Origin of the sequence: Thalassospira xianhensis MCCC 1A02616 (assembly GCF_003326475.1) — a bacterium.
Classification (GTDB): Bacteria; Pseudomonadota; Alphaproteobacteria; order Rhodospirillales; family Thalassospiraceae; genus Thalassospira; species Thalassospira xianhensis.
Map to the genome: position 1 here is coordinate 1 of NZ_JPWA01000035.1, position 20,336 is coordinate 20,336.

Consider the following 20,336-nt stretch of genomic DNA (forward strand, 5'->3'; position numbering starts at 1 on the left):
GTGGGTAGTCTTTGGACCGTCTGCTGTCGGGGATGGCGAAGGCCAGCGGTGTGTCGAGGCTTCCGATGGTTGCGGGAAGTGCCATCATTGCCTGAGGCGACCGGAACGAGCAGCGAGCCAGCGGGCCGTCTGCTGGCGGGGGTGGCGAAGGCCCGCGATGCGTCGGGCTTCCGGGATGGCAGGAAATGTCGCCATGGCGGAAGTGAGCGGAGCGGGTCGGAAGCCCGAAGGTGGAACGGATGCTGCCCGATATCGGTGCGTGGTTCCTGTTACCCGTCAGCCAAACTTTCGGCCATGATTGCAGGCGTGCTCAGTCGGCAAGTCCCTGAAACCTGAACGGCTTTTCTTCTTCGAAGGACGGGGCGGCATCCCCGGCATAGACATTGCGCTGATCCGGCCCGAGGTCGAGCTTTTTCACCCTGCCGGTTTCCGGACTGAAATCGATATTCTTGAGATCGACCCAGAAGGTGTTCGGGGTCAGGGCGGATTCAAAGAAATACAGCATTCGCTTGTGATCGGCGACTGTGCGCCAGCGGGTGGAGGAAATGTTGGGTTCGTTTGGTGTTGAAATGCCAAACGGGACCGAGACATTGCGGATAACGCTGAACACACTGGCAAGGGCAACGACCGGGTCCTCGTCCTTGGGGATTGCGTTGATATAGAACGCGGCGCGGGCAAACCGGTCCGCGGACCGGTTGGTGCCGGGCAGCATCACGGTTCCGCCGACCTGCTTCCAATAGGCATTCTGCGCAAGCTGATGTTCGAAAATGGGCGAGTTTGTCATGACCTGATAATCGCGGTCATGATGGATGACCTGTTTGCCGTCGATATATTCGATAATCGCGCTGTCGCCCGTGGCATCCGAGATCGAGAGATGCAGGGTCGCGAGCCGGTCTTCGCCCGGCATTTGATCGGTGACGACGACAAAGGGTTCCTTGGCGAGTGCCGCAACCGCATCAGACACCGTCGCAAAATTATCGAGCACATATTGCGCCCATGCCGCAATCGAAAGACCCGGCTTTGTCCCGTCATAGGGCGGATATTCGGACTCGACCAGCCAAAGCACATTGGCCGACAATCCGGCTTCGTTCAGACCATCGGTCGTTGCGATGTCATAGGCGCTGGCGATGACGCTGCCATATCTGGAGACCCATCTGACGGAATTTGGCCCGACTTCTCCGCCCCGTTCCATACCGCGCGGGAAAATCCACAGATTGGTGGCAATATCGGATTTCCAGTCCATGGAGCGCGCGGTGATCACATCGTTATCCGCCCCGTGATAGACGGCCCGCGTGCAGGCACTGGCAACGGGAAGAAGGACGGCTGAGGACATCAGTCCCGAGACAATCATCATCGTTGCAATGCGTGTCCGTCGGTCCATCGGGTTCTTCCTTTGCGCAATCCGATTTCATCCTGCCTGATCGCGATTATGTCGGGCACAGCAACCAACCGCAACCATTGCGAAAGTGTTGAAGGATAAAATTCAATTTGACTGGAATTTGTCCAGGGGCGTGAAAATAGGTATGTGGTCCTACTTTATGAGCCCCAGATAAATGCAAAGGGTTCATTTATCTAACGTGAATCTCCACCAACAGCTGCGGCGTGAGGTAAAGAGACAGACTATCTTTGAACTTTTGGGCCTTCTCCTGCGACGTAAAGTGAAACTGCATACCAGACGCCGACTCAAAGTCGTCATCCGTTGCATTATCTGTCACACAAAATCCGTCAACATGCTCACCAAGAACGCGCAACAGCCCCGCAGCTATTTTCGCCTCCAACGGCTCATTCAATACCGAAAACAAAGCCGTCGAGGACGCCGCTCTATTTCTCCATCTCAAATTGACATTATATGTATGTGCACTGCATTCATTAACAGAGTCGAGTAAACCAGCCATCGTTTTCCTCCATCAATTAGTTGAGTCATGGGAAACGATACACGCAATTAGAGAAATGCACATTTTATATTAGTGAAAATCTTATATGAGCGGCGCTTACAACACATCAAACTGTGCAAAAAAGAATGCCAAACTATGCAAAAAGCCGCGCGCCGCTATAAATTGCAGGCACAAAAAACCCGGCCAGTGGCCGGGTCATTTTGGGCTACCTAAAGATGGTGCCCGGGGGCGGATTCGAACCACCGACACGCGGATTTTCAGTCCACTGCTCTACCAACTGAGCTACCCGGGCATTCTTTAAGCGTCTCCGTTTCCGGAGCGTTCCCTGCGGAACGAGCGGGGTTATACAAACTCCTTTGGGGCTTGTCCAGCCTCAAATCGCATTTTTTTTATGCGTGAAAATCTTCTTCATCTTCAAGGTCTTCAAGATACTCCGGCGGTTCGGTCGCCGGGACGGCGTAGCTTTCGTTCAGCCATTTGCCAAGGTCGAGATCGGCACAACGTTTCGAACAGAACGGCTTGTATTTTTCCACCACCGGCTTGCCGCACATGGCACAGCCCGAGCCTGCTGTTTTAACTGTGTTTTTTTCAACCATTTCAGAGTTTCTCCAGCCTGTAGTCTGCGCGTGACAGGGTTTCATCGGCGGCCAGTTCCGGCGCCATCCCCATCGCACGTTCAAGAATTTGTTGCCCAGAGCTGCCCGGCGCAAGGGTATCGACCATTTCCGGGGCGACATGAAGCCGATAACGCCCCGCCTGCCCTGCCCGCACATCGCGAGTCACAGAACGCAGGACAGCATTCAATGCGGCTGCCCGCGTTGGCACAGGATCGGGCCTAAATGCGTGCATCAGTTCGGCAAGGGCAATGCCGCCGCGCTGCCGGGTCAGTTCGAACAGGCCCAGCCGTGTAAAGCCGCCGAACTGGACCGCACCGTCCATTTCCGGGCCAAAGGCATCGCGAAGGGCGGTTTCGAACCGGTCGCGCGATGCCTTGCCGGCCATACGAAGCGGATCAATCACCACCAGACCGCCAATATTGCGCAACTGCAATTGCCGGACGATTTCGGGTGCGGCGCGCAGATTGACCTGTTCGGCACGCCGTGCCTGATCATGATCGGCATCCGATCCGCCCGCATTCACGTCAATCGCACACAATGCCGTCGTCTGTTCGACCGCGATCCAGCCACCGCCCGGAAGCGGCACACGCAGTTGCAGCGCGGTTGCGATATCGTCCTCGATATCCTGATCATCAAACAGCAGGCGCGCACCATCATGACGCACCAGATGGTCAGCTTCAAAACCACGTGCGCGCAGCAGGCCCCGCAGGCGAACAAATTCATCCGCTCCGTCGACCATGCATTCCCGGCCCGCCATGACATGACGTTCAATCATCTGATCGGCATCCGATAACGCCTTGAACACCAGAACCGGTTTTACGGGCGATGCAAGAGCGGTTTGGGCCCGCGCCCAGACAGCGCGGAGCTGCTTAAGCTCGCCAGTCAGGGCAGCGTCATCCCAATCGATTGCCAGACTGCGCAGCGTGATGCTTTCTTCGCGCGCGACCAGCCCCCTGAACAGGGCCGACAATGACGCACGCCGGTCTTCGTCCTTGAGCTTGCGCGGAAGTTCAATGACCCCGCTTCCGCTTCCTTTGGGTTCGTGAGGCCGCAGGATCATGCCGAGCCCCTCGATCGCAATACGACCGGTCAGCTTCGGGCCTTTATCCTCGAACCCAAGGCGGGAGATCTGCACGATGACCCACTGGCCTTCGTGAAGCGGGCCATCCACACGGTCAAACGGCAACAGGCCATCGGCAATGCCATCAAGGGCGACCATGGCTGCGGCCATTTCAGGAAGAATTTTGGAAACCCGGCCCAGATGAATGTCAAATCGCGCCGGACCACCACGATCAATCCACAAACGCGTCAGCCGGTCATCACGGATCAGGGCAATGCGCCGTTCGCATGCGACGGCATCAATCAGCAGGCGGTCTGTCTGAGTTCCGCCAGCGTCCATAATCACACATCCTGCCGGAAGCCAAGGCCGCGCAGCATACCGTCAACCTCGCACAGCGCCAGGCCAACCACGTTGGAATAGGACCCGGTGATGCTTTTAACGAAGGTTGCGGCATGTCCCTGAATGGCATAAGCGCCCGCCTTGCCCTGCCATTCGTCATGGGACAGGTATCGCGCAAGATCGTCTTCGCCAAGGCGGCGGAAAATCACCTGCGTTTCGATCACACGTGATCGGGTCGTACCATCAGGGGCAACCACGCAAAGACCGCCATAAACACGATGGCGACGACCGGACAACAATGTCAGGAATTTGCGGGCCTCGGCATCATCGGATGCCTTGCCAAGTGCACGACGGCCGCAGGCGACAACCGTATCGGCGGCAAGGACAAAGCTGCCCGCATGATCGGTGGCAATCGCACGTGCCTTTTCCTCGGCCAGGCGGAGTGCCAGCCGACGCGGACTTTCATCATCATGCGGTGTTTCGTCGATATCGGCAGGGATAACCTGATCCGGCACAATTCCGATCTGTGCCAGCAGCTCAAGACGCCGCGGCGATGCAGAGGCCAAAATCAGTTTCGACAAGTCGCGGCTCCCCCACAGACATCCAAAGCCAAACCAGAAGGGTTGTAGACACAGCAAAACGCAACCATGCGCGCAAACCTAAACTGCGCGCCCGGCAACGTCAATTTTTGCGGTATTACAGGTTCCGGATTACTTGAAACGGAAGGTAATACGACCCTTGGTCAGGTCATAAGGCGTCATTTCGACGCTGACGCGGTCACCAGCAAGAACACGAATACGGTTCTTGCGCATCTTGCCCGAGGTATGAGCAAGAATTTCGTGATCATTGTCCAGCTTCACGCGAAACATCGCATTGGGCAAAAGTTCGACAACGGTGCCCTGAAACTCGATAACGTCTTCTTTAGCCATGAGACTCCTAGCTTTCGTATTGCAATACCAACTACCGGTGGCCCGCAAACTGCTCCGAACGCGCAAAAAGGTCAAGCCCTTTCACGCAAGGCACAAAGCGGCCCTGCACTGCATTTCATTCATGCCCTTAAATTCGATGCCTTCATTGACGGGCCAAACATACAACGGGGAAATGATGTTGTTTCCCATCCCCGATCCCCTTTATGGTTCCAAGGCCCCCATCAAGGACCTTTGATCATGTCTGCCAACCATCCGATGCCCGTAAACCCGCCCCAAATCCGGCTCGCAACAGCGCGGGACGTTGACGACATTCATGCCATGCTGTTTGAAATTGCCCGAACCACCGGGTGCGAGGATAAATTCAAAAGCAAACCCGAAGACCTGGCGCGTGACGGGTTTGGTTCCCACCCGGCGTTCGAGGCGCTGATTGCACATGACGGGGATACACCGGTCGCACTTTGCCTTTATTTTCCAAGCTATTCGACATTTCGCGGCAAGGCCGGAATTTACATTCAGGACCTGTTTGTCGCCCCGGAATATCGCGGTGGCGGTTTTGCCCGTCACCTGATCGCACAGGCCGCCGCACGGGCCCGTGCGCAAGGCGGGCACTATATTCGCCTGTCGGTCGATGCCGAAAACGTCATCGGGCAGCGGTTCTATGCCCGCATCGGGATGCGACATGCCCATGATGAACGCATTCATGTGCTGGACGGGGATGCGTTTGACGCGCTGATCGACGGTTAGGTTAGACCTTGGGTGCCGGACCGACCGGAAACCGTTCAAGGATACGTTTTTTGATCTGGTCGCGGACCTGCCGATAGGCTTCAAGGCGGACTTCACGCGAACCTTCGACAATTGTGGCATCGAAGGTATTCCAGAATTCGACATCACACGCCATGGTGCGGGTCATTTCGACCGCCCTGTGCTGGGCTTCGGGTGACAGGGTAATGATCAGGTCGAAAAACCCGTCTTCAAGTTCGTCAAATGTCTTGGATTTATAAGTCGAGATATCCAGCCCGATTTCTTCCATGACCGCGACGGCAAAGCCGTCAAGATCACCGGCGCGCAAGCCGCAGCTTTCAACATAGACCTTTGTCCCGTGATAATGGCGCATGATTGCAGCCGCCATCACGGATCTTACAGCGTTGAAGCTACAGGCAAAAAGAACCGAACCGGGAAGTTCTTCTGCCACCGTGCCTTAACCCCGGATATGAAGGACGCAGATCAGGGTAAACAGGCGACGCGCGGTATTTTCATCAATCGTCACCTTTTCCGACAGCAGTTCGCGAAGCTGTTCCGATCCCTCGTTATGCAGGCCGCGGCGCGCCATATCGATGGTTTCGATCTGCGCGGCACTCGCCTTTTTGATCGCGTCGTAATAGCTTTCGCAGATCATGAAGTAATCCTTCACGATCCGGCGGAACGGGGTTAACGGCACGACAATGGTTGTCAGGTTTGCGGTATCGTCATCGCCGCGCACATCCATATAGATGCGGTTGTCTTCGATGCGCATATGAACCGAATACGGCCCTTCGAAGCCACCTTTCGGTTCGAAATGGTTGTCTTCGAGAAGGTCATAGATGGCCACCGCCTGCTCATGCTCGACCTCGGGGCGGCGACGCACCTTGTATTTCTCGTCGAGATAGATACCGGCAATGCATTGGTTATCTGCAATTTCTGCCATCTTAGTCTCCCTGCGATCCCTCGGCGCTGCACTGCAACAGCTTACATGCGGTTGGACCGGATCGCCACAGAAAGTCCGTGTGCCTGCAAACCTTCGCTTTCGGCCAGTGCAATCGCCGCCGGGCCGATCTTGGCCAGACTTTCAGGCGTGCATTTGATCAATGACGACCGCTTGATGAAATCAAGCACACCCAGACCCGACGAGAAACGCGCCGAACGGGCGGTTGGCAGAACGTGGTTTGGTCCGGCAACATAGTCGCCAATCGCCTCGGGCGTGTAACGACCCAGGAAAATGGCACCGGCATGATGAATGTCTTCGGCAAGTGCGTCCGGGTCATCCACGGCCAGTTCAAGATGTTCCGGTGCAATCCGGTCAACCAAGGCCGGAGCCTGCGTCAGATTTTCCACCAAGACAATTGCACCAAAGTCGCGCCAGCTTGCCCCGGCGATTTCCGCACGCGGCAGTTTTTCAAGATGCGCATCAATGGCTTCCTGCACGCGATCGGCAAAATCCGCATCATCGGTAATCAGGATCGACTGTGCGACCGGATCATGTTCGGCCTGCGACAGAAGATCAGCCGCGACCCAGCTTGGATCATTGCTGCCATCGGCAACCACCAGGATTTCCGACGGGCCGGCGATCATGTCAATCCCGACCTGCCCGAAAACGCGGCGCTTGGCGGCGGCGACAAAGGCATTGCCCGGACCAACGATCTTGTCGACCGGCTTGATGGTTTCCGTGCCGTATGCAAGGGCGGCAATGGCCTGCGCCCCGCCAATCCGGTAAATTTCGTCAACACCGGCAATGCGTGCGGCGGCCAGAACCAGCGGGTTCATCTTGTTATCAGGGGTCGGCACCACCATCACCAGACGTTCGACACCGGCAACCTTGGCCGGAATGGCATTCATCAGCACCGACGACGGATAGGATGCCAGCCCGCCGGGCACATAAAGCCCCGCCGCCGACACCGGACGCCAGCGCCAGCCGAGTTCGACCCCGGTCGCATCGGTATAACGTTCATCAGACGGCATTTGCCGATCATGGTAGGATCGAATGCGTTCAGCAGCCAGTTCCAGCGATTTCAGAAGATCCGCATCGATTGCGGCAACGGCGGCATCGACTTCTTCCCGGGTCACAACCATGCCGGCGGCATCGATATTCAGGCGGTCGAATTTGTTGGTGTAATCACATACCGCGATATCGCCGCGTTTGCGGACATCGGCAATGATATTGGCAACCGCGGCATCCACATCGGCATCAGATTCCCGCTTCATGCCCAGAAGCTTGACAAAGCCGTCCTCGAAATCGGCGTCCGTGATCGAAAGTTTAATCGGCATTGCGCACCTCGGAAAAACGGTCGATCCAGGGCTGAACATCGGTCGGGCGGGTTTTAAGGGCCGCCCGGTTGACGATCAGGCGCGAGGTGACATCGGCAATATGTTCAATTTCGCGAAGCCCGTTAGCCTTTAACGTGTTGCCGGTCGACACAAGGTCAACGATACGACGGCACAGGCCAAGTGTTGGTGCCAGTTCCATCGCCCCGTTCAGCTTGATGCATTCGGCCTGCACACCGCGCGCGGCAAAATGATTGCGGGTGACATTTGGATATTTGGTTGCGACACGAACATGCGACCAGCGCGACGGATCATCACCATCGATCATTTCCTCGGGTTCGGCCACGGCAAGGCGGCAATGGCCGATATCCAGATCAAGCGGGGCATAGATTTCGGAATAATCGAATTCCATCAGGACATCATTGCCGCAGACCCCGATATGGGCCGCCCCAAAGGCAACGAAGGTTGCTACGTCGAAGCTTCGCACACGAATGATATCGATATGCGGATGATTGGTGGCGAAACGCAGGGCCCGGGATTTCGGATCGTCAAAGGCGGCTTCCGGTTCGATACCGGCCGCGCGCACCAGCGGCATTACCTCGTCTAGAATGCGCCCCTTTGGCAGGGCCAGCACCAGCTTTTCGTCACTCATCAATCAGTCGCCTTACGCGTTTGTCTGTCGTCCCGGCCCCAAGGCCAATGATCCCGCAATTATGCAGGAACACGGACACGTTCGATCTGCGCCCCGCAGGCGCCAAGTTTTTCTTCCAGCCGCTCATAACCGCGGTCCAGATGATAGACACGGTTAATAATCGTCTCGCCCTCGGCTGCCAAGCCTGCAAGTACCATCGATACCGATGCACGCAGATCGGTCGCCATGACTTCGGCACCCGACAGCTTGGCGCTGCCGCGTACGATGGCGGACCGTCCATGCACGTTGACATCAGCGCCCATGCGGCTCAGCTCCGGGACATGCATGAAACGGTTTTCAAAAATCGTTTCGGTGATCATGGATGCCCCATTGGCCACCGCCATCAGCGCCATGAATTGCGCCTGCATATCGGTCGGGAAGCCCGGATAGGGTTCGGTCATGACATCGACCCCCTTAAGGGCGGCGCGATTGCCGCGCACGATCATGCCATCCCCGGTTTCCTCGATCTCGACGCCTGCCTTGCGCATGGACACGATCAGGCTTTCGATCAATTCGGCCTTTGTTCCGACCAGCTCGATCTCGCCGCCGGTGATGGCGGCGGCAATCGCATAGGTCCCGGTTTCGATACGGTCGGGCACCACGGAATATTCCGCGCCATGCAGGCGTGGCTTGCCGGTGACTTTCAATGTGTCGGTCCCGATACCTTCGATCTCGGCCCCCATCGCGACAAGGCAATGGGCCAGATCGCTGACTTCGGGTTCACGCGCAGCATTGGCGATTGTCACCACACCATCGGCAAGGGATGCCGCCATCAGGGCGTTTTCGGTCGCGCCAACGGACACCTGCGGGAACAGGACATGACCGCCCTTGAGCCCCTCTGGCGCGCGGGCTTCGATATAGCCCTCGGTCAGGTGGATTTCAGCGCCCATGGCTTCAAGCGCCTTCAGATGCAGGTCAACCGGACGGTTACCAATCGCACAGCCACCGGGCAACGACACACGCGCCACACCGCAACGTGCGACCAGCGGCCCCAGCACCAGAACCGATGCCCGCATTTTGCGGACCAGATCATAAGGTGCGGTTGTCGATGCGATTTCCTTGGCCGTCATTTCCAGAACGCGACCGGTATGCCCGCCATTGGGCGCATGACCGTTCAGATGCAACGCGACACCATGCTGCGCCAGCAGATTGGCCATCGATGTGATATCGGCCAGATGCGGCAGGTTCGAAAGGGTCAGCGTTTCATCGGTCAGAAGGGCTGCTGCCATCAACGGAAGGGCCGCGTTCTTGGCACCGCCAATTGCAATTTTGCCCTGCAACCGGCGGCCGCCGGAAATCTTGATCTTGTCCATTCAATCCTCGTATGACCATGCCGGTTGCGGCATGGCGGTTACTCGTGTCGTTGGCGATGCCACCTTTATGGCATTGCCTTTATCACAGGCGCGGCAGCGTGACACCTTTTTGGCCCATATATTTTCCTGCGCGATCCGCATAGGAGGTATCGCATTCGCTTTCGGCTTTCAGGAAAATGAACTGGCAGGCCCCTTCATTGGCGTAAATGCGCGCCGGAAGCGGCGTGGTATTGGAAAATTCAAGGGTCACGTGCCCTTCCCATTCCGGTTCCAGCGGCGTGACATTGACGATGATGCCGCAGCGGGCATAGGTGGATTTGCCAAGGCAGATCACCAGCGTGTCGCGCGGAATACGGAAATATTCCACCGTACGCGCCAGCGCGAAACTGTTGGGCGGGATCACGCAGACATCGGTCTGGCGATTGACGAACCCTGCATCGGAAAATTCCTTGGGATCGACAATGGCCGAGTCGACATTGGTGAAAATCTTGAATTCGTCGGCAACCCGGGCGTCATAGCCATAGGAACTGACCCCATAGGAAATGACACCATCGCGTTTGAAACCGTCGACAAACGGTTCGATCATGCCTTTTTCCTGCGCCATCTGGCGTATCCAGTGATCCGGTCTTACCGACATATCGCCACCCCTGTTGTGCTGATTGGCATTGTGCCATTGGTTTTACCCGCGGGGGGCATGCAAGATCAACCGGACGATGCGGGCAACGGGGCCAAATTGGCATTTTTCTTGAGATGGGGCTCTGAAACCGGTGGGAAGCGGACTAATCCTTGTCCGAACCGCTGCCCTGATCGTTGGCATCGGCATCCTGTTCCACGGCCTTGCGCGAACGTTGCTGCTGTTTTCGGCGCGCCAGATTGGCACGCAGGGCCTCGGCCTCGCGCTTTTTGCGCTCTTCATTGGTTGCGGGATATTGTTTGCTTTGCTGTGCTGTCATCTTGCCAATACGTTTCTGGTTCCAAAGGTCGGGCTTTTATAGAATATTCCGAGGCAGAATGCAGCCTTGACCAACAAAATTGCACCATCCGCGCAAGATCAAAAATCTTCGCATAATTCGGGCTTGACCAATTACCAGCCAGTGGCCTATAACCCGCCCGCACCGCAAGGGCTCGATGCTGCTGTAGCTCAGGGGTAGAGCACTCCCTTGGTAAGGGAGAGGCCGGGAGTTCAAATCTCCCCAGCAGCACCATTGCCCGAACGATCAGCCTTTTTTTAAGGGCTGCTGTAGCTCAGGGGTAGAGCACTCCCTTGGTAAGGGAGAGGCCGGGAGTTCAAATCTCCCCAGCAGCACCATTGCCCGAACGATCAGCCTTTTTTTAAGGGCTGCTGTAGCTCAGGGGTAGAGCACTCCCTTGGTAAGGGAGAGGCCGGGAGTTCAAATCTCCCCAGCAGCACCATTGCCCGAACGATCAGCCTTTTTTTAAGGGCTGCTGTAGCTCAGGGGTAGAGCACTCCCTTGGTAAGGGAGAGGCCGGGAGTTCAAATCTCCCCAGCAGCACCATTCTCAGCCAAACATTCCTGCCGGGTTCGAGCGACGCGCACATTGACTGCGCGAGGGCGCCTTTTGCCGTCCAAGATGCAATTTCTGCCTATTCCTTTGATGCGGAAGGCTATCTTTTGCATAGCAATTGATCCGATCCCCCTCTTCGAATGGCAACTTTTGCGTGTAAATCCCGGCATATTAATTGCTTGGATTGTTTCCTCAATTGCCATGGGGAATGCATCATGACCATCCTGACAAACACATATAGCGCCAGCTCGGCAAACGCGGCCTATGCGTCTTCGACGCAATCTTCAAACGGGTCACATCCGACCTTTAGCGAGGAAATGTATTCCGATCCGGAAATGCGCCCTTATCTCGAACAATATTACGAGAAAGCCTATGCCCCGATGCGCGAACGCATCGCGGCGATGCGCGAGGATGGATATACGCCCAAAACCATCCAGACCGAAGACGGTGGTGTCGCACAGGAAATTTCGGCGGATCAATATGAAGCCATGATACCGGATTTCGACAAATGGCTTGAAGGTCAGAAAACCATCATTCCGGGGCTTCATGACTCTGTCGACATATTCCGCGAAGGTGCGCAAAGGCATGTTGATTATCTGGAAAAACATCATCCGGACAGTCAATCGGACGTGCGGGCCGTATTTTCCAACGGTGATCAGATTCTGGGATATCTGTATGAAAACGGGGGAATGGTGACGCATGATAGAGGCAGCCATCTGCGGACATATAGCGATCAGGCAGACAAGCTGGGTTTGAGAGGCCAGGCGCGTGTTGATTACATCGCCGATGCCGTATCGCGCGATTATTCCAGTATCGATGTTTCGCGCTATGACGACCAGAATGCGCCGACACGGCGTGAATTTTCAGAACGCTGGTATCCTGATCACGATGTAGACCAGGGATACCAAGCCAACCTGCAAGAGGCACGATCACAGCTTGCAGCGGCGGAAGAACGCTATCGCCAGCAGCAAAGCAACATCACCGAGATGCATGGCTATCTTCTTGGCCTGATGGAACAGGAACAGCAGGCCTGAGCGGACCGAGTGCGTTATCCGTAAAAGGACCTGTACCATTCGACGAAACGACCGATGCCGGTTTCAATCGAGGTTTCCGGCTTGAAACCGACGGCATCGGTCAGGGCGTCAACATCGGCATAGGTCGCCGGAACATCGCCCGCCTGCATCGGCAGCATGTTTTTCTCGGCGGTCTTGCCAAGTGCCTTTTCGAGCGTTCCGATCATATGCATCAGCTCGACCGGGCTGTTGTTGCCAATATTGAACACCCGATACGGGGCAGAACTGGTTGCCGGATCCGGCTTGGCCGGGTTCCAGTCGGGATTTGGCGACGCGATGGTTGAAATGCAGCGATAAACACCTTCGACGATATCATCGATATAGGTAAAATCGCGGCGCATTTTACCTTCGTTGAAGACGTCAATCGGGCGGCCTTCCAGAATGGCTTTGGTAAACAGGAACAGCGCCATATCCGGACGCCCCCAAGGACCATAAACCGTAAAGAAACGCAGGCCCGTGGTCGGCAAGCGATACAGATGGCTATAGGTATGCGCCATCAGTTCATTGGCTTTTTTGGATGCGGCATACAGGCTGATCGGGTGATCGACATTGTGATGCACCGAAAACGGCATTTCGGTATTCATGCCGTAAACCGAACTGCTTGACGCATAGACAAGATGCTTCACGCCGTTATGACGGCAGCCTTCAAGGATATTGGTAAATCCAACGAGGTTGGCATCAATATAGGCATGCGGATTTTCAAGCGAGTAACGCACACCGGCCTGGGCCGCGAGGTTAACGACATAGGTCGGCTTTTCCGTCGCGAACAGATCAGCAATACCATCGCGATCTTCAAGGTTCATGCGGACAAACCTGAAGCCGTTGCGCCCTTCAAGCCGTCCAAGGCGGGCTTCTTTAAGCGACACGTCATAGTAATCGTTGACGTTATCCAGACCGACCACCGTACTGCCCTGATCCAGCAGTTTCTGGCAAAGGTGCGATCCGATAAAACCGGCAGCCCCGGTTACCAGAACCTTTTCATTCGCGGGAATGACAAAGTCGGACATCACGATCAGTTTTCCTGTCTTGGAAGGTTGCTGCCATAGAATATCGGCGCACTAAAAGCACAGGCATTCCTGTAACAGGACAGGCTTTGCCGTGCAAGACAGCATGCTTCGGCTCAGACATCACAGGCGACCTCAGAGACACCGGACGAGACTCCCGGTAATTTTCCTGCTATCCTTAAGTATCGAGTTCGCATCACCATGGAAAACCGTTTCGATCCGATGATTACGACCGGTCAAGCCATAACCAACCCGGCCAGCGGCGGATTGGGCATCGTCCTGAATGTCAGGGAGATTGCACAAACCGCTGATGGCAGCGTTTTGGCCGAATATGACGCGATCGAAGTCAGACGGGGTCAGGAAGCCGGCCTGTCGAATGGACCTTATGGCATTGGTGGCGAAGCGGCGGGTAGCGGGCTTCGCACACGCATCGTTGATCCCAGAACCCTGACCGAAGCGCAGGCCGTTGCCAATGGTGTGAGCCGAAGTGAATATCGCGAGGCCCTTGAGGCAAGTGATCAGCAGGCCGAAAGCAGCAATGCGGGATCAAAAAACCCTGCTGATCTGAATGCGGCCGAAAAAGCCGATATTGCGCGATTGCAGGCGCGTGATTCTGCCGTGAAGCAGGAAGAGAAAGCGCATGCCGCAGCGGCAGGTCAATATGGCTCTGCCCCGCAATATGAATATCAGATCGGGCCGGACGGGAAGGCATACGCCATTGGCGGGCACGTTGATGTCTCGGTAAATATTTCGGGTAGCGCAGAAGACAAGGAACGCGCCTTGGCAACGCTTCAGAATGCAGCCCTTGCCCCGAATGCTCCATCAGGGGCTGACATGGCCGCCTTCCGGCAGGCAAGCCTGCATCGTGCAACAACCACTAGCGATGAACAAAATCCGATCCCCGGCTATGGACAACCAAAAAACGACGCGAACGACATTTTTTCGATTTATGCCTGATCTCTAAAGCAAGAGACTTCAAAATTCAGCCGGTTTCACTATGCAACACGCGATAAACATTTTATCATTTCCTGACAAATACTATCCTCACGGATAGCATCACCCCCTGAAATCCATCCTGCAGTTTGACAGGACATCAGAATTATTTAATGCTGCGCTCGCGTCCGGGGGGACGCGAAATTTGGAAGATGACAACTTTGCGCGATTCCGTATCACTTGGGTTCGGAGCGCGATACCGGTACCGCCTTTTGCGGGAGACGGCTAAAAACGGGTACGGCACAATAACATGAACATCCTGCTAGCGGACGACCACGACCTCGTCAGAGACGGGATCACATCCTTTCTGAAAACGGCAGCCCCGGAAGTCGAAATTGCCCAGGCAAAGGATTTTGCCGAGGCACTTTCCATCGTTGATGGCGACACGCCGGTCGAACTGACGATCCTTGATCTCAACATGCCGGGCATGAACGGCCTTTCCGGGTTAACCGTAATGCGCCAGAAGCATCCGGAAATTCCGGTTGTCATCCTGTCGGGCTCGGTCAAACGCAGTGATGTGCTCAATGCACTTGAACATGGCGCGTCGGGTTATCTGCCCAAAACGCTGTCTGGCAAATCGCTGATCAATGCGCTTCGCCTGATCCTGTCGGGCGAGAAATACATTCCGTCAGCATTGCTCGAAGATGATGGCAGCAATAGCCGCCCGGGTGAGATTGATCTGGATGGTCTGGCACCGGACAACCCCCTGCGTCAGCTTACCAACCGTGAACGCGAAGTCCTGGCGCTGCTGACCAAAGGTCTGTCGAACAAGGAAATCGCCAAGCAGCTTACGGTACGCGAAATCACGGTTAAGGTTCACCTGACCGGTATTTTCAAAAAGCTCGGTGCCGCCAACCGCACGCAGGCAGTGAAAATTGCCATGCAGCTTGGCTGGGAAGCTTGATCTTCCAACATATCCTGAAGCTTCCAGAACCCGGCCAGTGGCCGGGTTTTGTTTTAACCGGCCACGACTTCGGAAATTTCGTCAAGCGTGGCCAGAAGCTCTTTCAGATCAAGCGGCTTTGACATTACCATCACCGGTGCGTCGTCCCCGTCCTCGACCGGGCGATCGGCGTCTCCGGGATGGCCGGTCATAACGATGACCGGCAAGGCAGGATTGCGTTCCCGAAGGGCGCGAACCAGACTGTTTCCATCCATCTGGGGCATCCGGATATCGGTAATGAGAATATCGGGCTGGACCACACCGGCCATTGCCAGGGCATCCTCGCCATCACTTGCCGCGGAAACGGAAAATCCCTGTGCTTCCAGATAGGCCGCGATAATTTCCATCGCGTCAATTTCGTCATCGACAACCATGATGCGCAAATTTCGGGATCGGGTTTCAGGAAGCCTTTCCTGCTGCGGCAGCAACGGCACATCATCAGGATCGTCAACGTCGTTGCCGGCATTTTCACCGATATGAACTGCCGGCAATACGATTTCGAAACAGGCACCATCACCTTCGTTGCGAACATCAATATGTCCGCCCATACCCTCGACAATGCCATAGCTGACCGAAAGCCCAAGCCCGGTTCCCTTGCCAACATCCTTGGTTGTGAAAAACGGGTGGAAAATAAGACCGATGGCGTCTTCCGGGACCCCGCCGCCATTATCATTTATCGCAATCCGCAACACTTCCTGATCCGCATCCAGCATCGCGGTCAAACGAATCAATCCACCAATACCACCGGCATCATCGCCATTTTCCGTGATCGCATCGCGGGCATTGGTCAGCATATTGACCAGAACCTGTTCCAGTTGCACCTGACGGCCAAGGACCTGACAGTTTTCCGCAGCAGGAACAACATCGACGACAATCCCCGCCAGACGGCAATCATGTTCCACCATGTCAACAGCACGGGTAACCGCGCGCATGGGATCGAAAAGCTCGAAATCATCTTCGTCCGGGCGACTGTAAATCTGCAAATGCCTAATAATTTCGGCCATGCGCCGGGTCTGACCGCTGATCAGGGACAATCGCTCTCGCTGGAACGAGGGTTGAACCTTTTCAAGTTCATATTGCAGCGCGCAGGTATCGGCCGCCATCCGGATAACGTTAAGCGGCTGGTTCATTTCATGCGCCACGGATGCGGCCATTTCACCAAGTGTCGCAAGCTTCGATGTCTGAACCAGCTGCCTTTCGATCTTGCGCTTTTCCGTCACATCCTCGGCAAGCATCAGCATCGCCGGAGCCCCTTCATGGGTGAAGGCAATGGCAGAAACCTCAAGCTCCACATTCTCCCCGTCGCCCCGACGGCACATGATAACGAAATCAGCCCGCCCGGTATAACCACCGGCATAGCGCGCAATATATTCGCCCATGATTTCGCGGCTATCGGGATGGACCATTTCCATAAAGCTGCGTCCAACCAGTTCCGAACTGTCGCTGCCGTGCAGAATGGAAACACCCTGCTGATTGATATAGGCGATTTCTTCTCCGCTCAGCACGGAAATCAGTTCGGGCGCAAGCTCCACCAGCTTGCGATACCGTTCCTCGCTTTCCTTTAGCGCCTGTTCGGCCCGCGAACGTTCAATCGCATAACGGATTGACCGCCGAATGGTTCGGCCGTCGGGGAATTCCTTGGTCAGATAATCTTCTGCGCCGTGCTGAAGGGCTTCAAACGCCAGTTCCTCATCCTTATGCCCGGTCAGAACAACGACCGGGGCACTGTTGGCACAACTTCGAATGCGGCGAATGGTTTCGACCCCCGATGAATCCGGCAGGGTCAGGTCGAGCAGAACAACATCAAACGCCCCGTCCGGCGACACATCATTCAGCAACGCCATGGCCGAGGCGAGGTCGGATCGGTGTTCGATTTCGAACCGTTCACCGGTTTCCTCCAGCAATGTCTTTACAAGAAAGGCATCGCCGGGATTATCTTCGACCAGAAGGATACGAAACCGGTTTTCGGTCATAAGGCGCGGCCCATTCATTTCAGTACTTTGACAAGCACCGCCAACACATCATCGTCAACGGCCGGGTTCAGTCGGATTCTGCATTTATTTGCGCCGACTAGCAATCCTGCACATCAATCAGCAACCGCCCCCTGACCTGCCCTTTGAGGATTTTTTCGCCCCATGGCAGGATATCGCGAAGCCCGACCTTTGTTGTCACAGTATCGAGTTGCGCCATCGGCAACTCCTGTGCCAGACGTTTCCAGGCTGTGACGCGCTTTTCATAGGGGCACATCACGGAATCAATTCCGATCAACCGGACCCCGCGCAGCAGAAACGGAATAACCGTTGCAGGCAAATCCGGCCCGCCTGCCAGCCCGCAGGCGGCAACGACACCATGATACTTCATTTCAGATAAAACATGGGCCAGTGTCGTGCTTCCGACACTGTCAATCGCGCCAAGCCAGCGCTCGCGCAGCAATGGTTTGCTGGCATCCGTTAACGCCGCGCGATCAATAATCGACGTTGCACCAAGTCCACGCAGATAATCATATGTGTCAGCCCGGCCAGTCGACGCCGCAACGCGATAGCCAAGATTTGCCAGAATGCTGACCGCAACCGACCCGACACCGCCTGCAGCCCCGGTAACAAGGACTTCACCATCCTGATCGGGGGACAGCCCCTGCTCTTCCAGTGCCATGACCGCCAGCATGGATGTAAAGCCTGCGGTACCGATGGCCATGGCGTGTGCGCCATCAAGTCCATCTGGCATTGGCACCAGCCAATCCGCGTTGACGCGGGCATATTGGGCATATCCGCCCCAATGTGCTTCGCCGACCCGCCATCCGGTCAGGATGACCTGATCGCCGGAGGCATAACGCGGATCATCCGATGAAATCACTTCGCCGGCAAAATCAACGCCAGGCACATGCGGATATTGCCGGACAAGACGGCCAAGCCCGTTCAGGATCATGCCGTCCTTGTAATTCAGGGTCGACCAGTCAACCCGGACAAGAACCTCGCCCTCGGGCAGGTCTTCAATCGCGATATCCTGAAAACCGGCCAGAACCGTTTTATCCTGCTGGGTTAGAACCAGCCCGCGGAACGCCTTTTTCATGGTTGCTTCCCCGTTTTTCGTTACGTGACCGGGAAAGAAGATTAATGCTCGATGGCAAAGGCTGTCAAAGACGCAAAGGTAGTGCTTTGCTCTTAACCGCCGGATGGATTTTTCAGGAAGGATTCATCGGGCCCTGTCAGCAGTCCGATACCGATCAGAACAACGATCAGAACCACCAGATAAAGCCATTTGCGCGAGGTTGCTGGATTATTGGCACTGTCGGGACTATCGGTTGCCATGCCTTCCTTTATGGGTGGCGGCAGACTGCGATAGGAAAGCCAGCCAAGCAACGGCACAATAACCAGATCGTCAATCCATCCGATCCCGGCAATCACATCGGGCAAAAGATCAATCGGACTGACGAGATAGACAATCCCCATCACCAGCAAAATCTTGCTGCGTATCGGCACATCGGACCGAAACAGGCTGCGTAAAAGATTGGGGATGATCGCCCAGACGGATGCCTTGGCCATGGGATACTCCGGAAAATGACCCGTTACGCAACCATTCTGACAGCTTGCAGGGAAAATGTCAGCGACGCGCAGTGCTTTCCGGCAAGCTGGCCTGCATATAGCCACTTTCAAACCCGGCGGCCTTGGTCAGATCAAACGCCCCGCACATGCTGCCGCAAGAGGCTGCCTGCGACGGATTATGCCGTATGGCATAGACTTCAAGACCGCTTCCATAGTCGGGAACCGGCACAAGCATGGCCCTGGCCCGCTGATCCTCTACCGACACCTGAAGCCATGCAATCGCGATGGCAAACAACAAAACAAACAACATTGTCATATTATCAGCACGGATCATTGGTCTGGTCCGGGTACAGTTGGAACAAAAGTCACATGCACAGCAAATGCGCCAGCGTGTGATTTGTTCCCGGTTGACCAAAGAAATCCGGTACGACCTGTTCGTCAGGGCCTGAAGCCCCTGCGCTCAAACTCTTTGAGGCTTGGCAATACTTAGCTTCTCACCTGCAAACGATGGATAACGATAATTGACCGACACGGTGTCCCCACCGGTCGTTTCGATCTCTGTTTTCACGTTTCTGTCGGCCCGAATATCGTCGACACCTGACAGGTGCATTATTCCGATAGTCGTATGCGGTTCGTTGGGCTCGACAAAAACCGATTTCTCTGCATCCCAGAATGGCTTGTGCTGGCATTGCCACATTGCATAGGCCGGCAGGTATTCGGCCTTATATCCTTCAATGTGAATGATCTTTCCCAAAGATAACTGTTCGGCCGGAAACATCTTTCCCTTCATGGCAGCTTCAACAATAACTTCCTGCCAGCGTTTCCAGTGTGGTGCCTTTGCCGCAATCGCGAATGTCGCCGCAGACAGCACATAATGGGGAATCATTTTCTTGGCCGTCGCCCAGCCAAACGCCTTTTTGCCATTGGCGTTATAGAAGCTGCCTATTTTTCGGGGCCATCTTCCAAGCCACGAAATACGGATCGGCTTTGGATAGGATCGATCCGCTCCGTTCGTGATCGCCAGACGGTCGCCTTTCGCCGCGGATCGAATGAACATCTCTACAGATGACCAGTCCTGAACCCAGGTATCACAATCCATCCACAGATATACGTCATATCCGGGGAATATCTCGGGGATGAAGGGGCGGCAAATACACGCCTTGAGGTATTCCTTGCCCTTTGATTTTTCTTCCGAAATGCCTTCGGGCCAATCGGGGATAACGAGCTGGTTCACCAGCGGTGACAGTTCTTCCCTCTGGGATTCAGCCAAACCCGCATCCATCACGCAGATGTCGATATTTCGGTCGACAGAGAATTGCCTGACCGAATGCACCATTTCGATCAACAAAGGAAAATAGTTTTTGTCGGAACCTGAAACGATGGCGATCCGCAT

At 55.5% G+C, this 20,336-nt stretch carries 23 protein-coding genes and 5 tRNA genes; 8 read left to right on the forward strand and 20 right to left on the reverse strand.

The window, feature by feature from the left end; genetic code table 11:
• Positions 1-310: 310 nt before the first annotated feature.
• From TH5_RS20615 to infA, 7 genes are all read right to left on the reverse strand, one after another.
• The gene (locus TH5_RS20615; protein WP_114123453.1) at positions 311-1,381 is read right to left on the reverse strand and encodes a linear amide C-N hydrolase; all 1,071 of its coding nucleotides are present in this window, start codon (positions 1,379-1,381) and stop codon (positions 311-313) included.
• A 187-nt stretch (positions 1,382-1,568) separates the two neighbouring features.
• Positions 1,569-1,895, reverse strand: coding sequence for a hypothetical protein (locus TH5_RS20620; protein ID WP_114123454.1), 327 nt, complete (start codon positions 1,893-1,895; stop codon positions 1,569-1,571).
• 216 nt (positions 1,896-2,111) lie between these two features.
• Positions 2,112-2,187: transfer RNA gene (locus tag TH5_RS20625), tRNA-Phe, on the reverse strand.
• Positions 2,188-2,284: 97 nt separating this feature from the next.
• Positions 2,285-2,491, reverse strand: coding sequence for a DNA gyrase inhibitor YacG (locus tag TH5_RS20630; protein ID WP_114123455.1), 207 nt, complete (start codon positions 2,489-2,491; stop codon positions 2,285-2,287).
• A 1-nt stretch (position 2,492) separates the two neighbouring features.
• Complete coding sequence (locus TH5_RS20635) at positions 2,493-3,911, reverse strand: ribonuclease E/G (RefSeq protein WP_114123456.1); 1,419 nt, start codon at positions 3,909-3,911, stop codon at positions 2,493-2,495.
• A gap of 2 nt (positions 3,912-3,913) precedes the next feature.
• The gene (locus tag TH5_RS20640) at positions 3,914-4,492 is read right to left on the reverse strand and encodes a Maf family protein (RefSeq protein ID WP_114123457.1); all 579 of its coding nucleotides are present in this window, start codon (positions 4,490-4,492) and stop codon (positions 3,914-3,916) included.
• A 129-nt stretch (positions 4,493-4,621) separates the two neighbouring features.
• Positions 4,622-4,840, reverse strand: coding sequence for a translation initiation factor IF-1 (gene infA, locus TH5_RS20645; protein ID WP_007092059.1), 219 nt, complete (start codon positions 4,838-4,840; stop codon positions 4,622-4,624).
• A gap of 237 nt (positions 4,841-5,077) precedes the next feature.
• Here infA and TH5_RS20655 point away from each other — a divergent pair, with 237 nt between their 5' ends.
• On the forward strand, positions 5,078-5,584 hold the full coding sequence (locus TH5_RS20655) for a GNAT family N-acetyltransferase (RefSeq protein ID WP_114123459.1): 507 nt from the start codon (positions 5,078-5,080) through the stop codon (positions 5,582-5,584).
• 1 nt (position 5,585) lies between these two features.
• On the opposite strand, the gene TH5_RS20660 is transcribed toward TH5_RS20655, so the two are convergent.
• The 7 genes from TH5_RS20660 to TH5_RS25685 all read right to left on the reverse strand — a co-directional run bounded on the left by TH5_RS20660 (position 5,586) and on the right by TH5_RS25685 (position 10,815).
• Complete coding sequence (locus TH5_RS20660; RefSeq protein WP_062953316.1) at positions 5,586-6,032, reverse strand: arsenate reductase ArsC; 447 nt, start codon at positions 6,030-6,032, stop codon at positions 5,586-5,588.
• Positions 6,033-6,038: 6 nt separating this feature from the next.
• Positions 6,039-6,515 (reverse strand): UPF0262 family protein, encoded by a 477-nt coding sequence (locus TH5_RS20665; RefSeq protein WP_167443611.1) that lies wholly within the window; start codon positions 6,513-6,515, stop codon positions 6,039-6,041.
• Between the two features lie 50 nt (positions 6,516-6,565).
• Positions 6,566-7,861, reverse strand: a complete 1,296-nt coding sequence (gene hisD / locus TH5_RS20670; protein ID WP_114123461.1) for a histidinol dehydrogenase — start codon at positions 7,859-7,861, stop codon at positions 6,566-6,568.
• Positions 7,851-8,510: an ATP phosphoribosyltransferase gene (gene hisG / locus TH5_RS20675; protein WP_007092064.1), complete on the reverse strand. Its 660-nt coding sequence runs from the start codon at positions 8,508-8,510 to the stop codon at positions 7,851-7,853. The genes hisD and hisG overlap by 11 nt, the downstream gene beginning before the upstream one ends.
• A 59-nt stretch (positions 8,511-8,569) precedes the next feature.
• Entirely contained in the window at positions 8,570-9,862 is a 1,293-nt protein-coding gene (murA, locus tag TH5_RS20680) for a UDP-N-acetylglucosamine 1-carboxyvinyltransferase (RefSeq protein ID WP_114123462.1), read from the reverse strand.
• An 82-nt stretch (positions 9,863-9,944) separates the two neighbouring features.
• Positions 9,945-10,499: a dCTP deaminase gene (gene dcd / locus TH5_RS20685; protein ID WP_037989813.1), complete on the reverse strand. Its 555-nt coding sequence runs from the start codon at positions 10,497-10,499 to the stop codon at positions 9,945-9,947.
• Positions 10,500-10,641: 142 nt separating this feature from the next.
• Entirely contained in the window at positions 10,642-10,815 is a 174-nt protein-coding gene (locus TH5_RS25685) for a hypothetical protein (protein ID WP_167443609.1), read from the reverse strand.
• A 177-nt stretch (positions 10,816-10,992) separates the two neighbouring features.
• Between TH5_RS25685 and TH5_RS20690 the strand changes: the two genes are divergently transcribed.
• The 5 genes from TH5_RS20690 (at position 10,993) to TH5_RS20715 (ending at position 12,422) form a co-directional block, all read left to right on the forward strand.
• Positions 10,993-11,067 (forward strand) — tRNA-Thr (locus TH5_RS20690).
• A gap of 29 nt (positions 11,068-11,096) precedes the next feature.
• A tRNA-Thr gene (locus TH5_RS20695) sits at positions 11,097-11,171 on the forward strand.
• A 29-nt stretch (positions 11,172-11,200) separates the two neighbouring features.
• Positions 11,201-11,275 (forward strand) — tRNA-Thr (locus TH5_RS20700).
• A 29-nt stretch (positions 11,276-11,304) separates the two neighbouring features.
• A tRNA-Thr gene (locus TH5_RS20705) sits at positions 11,305-11,379 on the forward strand.
• A 224-nt stretch (positions 11,380-11,603) separates the two neighbouring features.
• Positions 11,604-12,422 carry a hypothetical protein gene (locus TH5_RS20715; RefSeq protein WP_114123464.1) on the forward strand — a complete coding sequence of 273 codons (819 nt, stop codon included), beginning with the start codon at positions 11,604-11,606 and terminating at the stop codon, positions 12,420-12,422.
• Positions 12,423-12,436: 14 nt separating this feature from the next.
• Here TH5_RS20715 and TH5_RS20720 read toward each other — a convergent pair whose 3' ends face one another.
• Positions 12,437-13,468: an NAD-dependent epimerase gene (locus TH5_RS20720; RefSeq protein ID WP_114123465.1), complete on the reverse strand. Its 1,032-nt coding sequence runs from the start codon at positions 13,466-13,468 to the stop codon at positions 12,437-12,439.
• 198 nt (positions 13,469-13,666) lie between these two features.
• On the opposite strand from TH5_RS20720, the gene TH5_RS20725 reads away from it, so the two are divergent.
• The gene (locus TH5_RS20725; RefSeq protein WP_244204991.1) at positions 13,667-14,422 is read left to right on the forward strand and encodes a putative metalloprotease CJM1_0395 family protein; all 756 of its coding nucleotides are present in this window, start codon (positions 13,667-13,669) and stop codon (positions 14,420-14,422) included.
• A gap of 286 nt (positions 14,423-14,708) precedes the next feature.
• A complete protein-coding gene (locus TH5_RS20730) occupies positions 14,709-15,362 on the forward strand; it encodes a response regulator (protein ID WP_062953309.1) in 654 nt (217 codons plus the stop codon).
• Between the two features lie 53 nt (positions 15,363-15,415).
• Here the strand turns inward: TH5_RS20730 and TH5_RS20735 are convergent, their stop codons facing one another.
• The 5 genes from TH5_RS20735 to TH5_RS20755 all read right to left on the reverse strand — a co-directional run bounded on the left by TH5_RS20735 (position 15,416) and on the right by TH5_RS20755 (position 20,336).
• On the reverse strand, positions 15,416-17,374 hold the full coding sequence (locus tag TH5_RS20735) for a response regulator (RefSeq protein WP_244204992.1): 1,959 nt from the start codon (positions 17,372-17,374) through the stop codon (positions 15,416-15,418).
• A 97-nt stretch (positions 17,375-17,471) separates the two neighbouring features.
• Positions 17,472-18,470: an acrylyl-CoA reductase (NADPH) gene (gene acuI / locus TH5_RS20740; protein WP_114123467.1), complete on the reverse strand. Its 999-nt coding sequence runs from the start codon at positions 18,468-18,470 to the stop codon at positions 17,472-17,474.
• Positions 18,471-18,562: 92 nt separating this feature from the next.
• Positions 18,563-18,943, reverse strand: coding sequence for a YkvA family protein (locus tag TH5_RS20745; RefSeq protein WP_114123468.1), 381 nt, complete (start codon positions 18,941-18,943; stop codon positions 18,563-18,565).
• Positions 18,944-19,001: 58 nt separating this feature from the next.
• Positions 19,002-19,277 carry a hypothetical protein gene (locus TH5_RS20750; protein WP_062958414.1) on the reverse strand — a complete coding sequence of 92 codons (276 nt, stop codon included), beginning with the start codon at positions 19,275-19,277 and terminating at the stop codon, positions 19,002-19,004.
• A gap of 126 nt (positions 19,278-19,403) precedes the next feature.
• Entirely contained in the window at positions 19,404-20,336 is a 933-nt protein-coding gene (locus tag TH5_RS20755; RefSeq protein ID WP_114123469.1) for a glycosyltransferase, read from the reverse strand.

Bases quoted from the DNA above. Each gene is read 5' to 3' on its own strand.
- dcd (WP_037989813.1), bottom strand. From the start codon at position 10,499: ATGTCGGTAAGACCGGATCACTGGATACGCCAGATGGCGCAGGAAAAA.
- TH5_RS20750 (WP_062958414.1), bottom strand. From the start codon at position 19,277: ATGATCCGTGCTGATAATATGACAATGTTGTTTGTTTTGTTGTTTGCC.
- TH5_RS20745 (WP_114123468.1), bottom strand. From the start codon at position 18,943: ATGGCCAAGGCATCCGTCTGGGCGATCATCCCCAATCTTTTACGCAGC.
- infA (WP_007092059.1), bottom strand. From the start codon at position 4,840: ATGGCTAAAGAAGACGTTATCGAGTTTCAGGGCACCGTTGTCGAACTT.
- TH5_RS20635 (WP_114123456.1), bottom strand. From the start codon at position 3,911: ATGGACGCTGGCGGAACTCAGACAGACCGCCTGCTGATTGATGCCGTC.
- TH5_RS20755 (WP_114123469.1), bottom strand. From the start codon at position 20,336: ATGCGGATCGCCATCGTTTCAGGTTCCGACAAAAACTATTTTCCTTTG.
- TH5_RS20655 (WP_114123459.1), top strand. From the start codon at position 5,078: ATGTCTGCCAACCATCCGATGCCCGTAAACCCGCCCCAAATCCGGCTC.
- acuI (WP_114123467.1), bottom strand. From the start codon at position 18,470: ATGAAAAAGGCGTTCCGCGGGCTGGTTCTAACCCAGCAGGATAAAACG.
- TH5_RS20615 (WP_114123453.1), bottom strand. From the start codon at position 1,381: ATGGACCGACGGACACGCATTGCAACGATGATGATTGTCTCGGGACTG.
- hisG (WP_007092064.1), bottom strand. From the start codon at position 8,510: ATGAGTGACGAAAAGCTGGTGCTGGCCCTGCCAAAGGGGCGCATTCTA.
- TH5_RS20630 (WP_114123455.1), bottom strand. From the start codon at position 2,491: ATGGTTGAAAAAAACACAGTTAAAACAGCAGGCTCGGGCTGTGCCATG.
- TH5_RS25685 (WP_167443609.1), bottom strand. From the start codon at position 10,815: ATGACAGCACAGCAAAGCAAACAATATCCCGCAACCAATGAAGAGCGC.
- TH5_RS20725 (WP_244204991.1), top strand. From the start codon at position 13,667: ATGGAAAACCGTTTCGATCCGATGATTACGACCGGTCAAGCCATAACC.
- hisD (WP_114123461.1), bottom strand. From the start codon at position 7,861: ATGCCGATTAAACTTTCGATCACGGACGCCGATTTCGAGGACGGCTTT.
- TH5_RS20730 (WP_062953309.1), top strand. From the start codon at position 14,709: ATGAACATCCTGCTAGCGGACGACCACGACCTCGTCAGAGACGGGATC.
- TH5_RS20735 (WP_244204992.1), bottom strand. From the start codon at position 17,374: ATGACCGAAAACCGGTTTCGTATCCTTCTGGTCGAAGATAATCCCGGC.
- TH5_RS20715 (WP_114123464.1), top strand. From the start codon at position 11,604: ATGACCATCCTGACAAACACATATAGCGCCAGCTCGGCAAACGCGGCC.
- TH5_RS20620 (WP_114123454.1), bottom strand. From the start codon at position 1,895: ATGGCTGGTTTACTCGACTCTGTTAATGAATGCAGTGCACATACATAT.
- murA (WP_114123462.1), bottom strand. From the start codon at position 9,862: ATGGACAAGATCAAGATTTCCGGCGGCCGCCGGTTGCAGGGCAAAATT.
- TH5_RS20720 (WP_114123465.1), bottom strand. From the start codon at position 13,468: ATGTCCGACTTTGTCATTCCCGCGAATGAAAAGGTTCTGGTAACCGGG.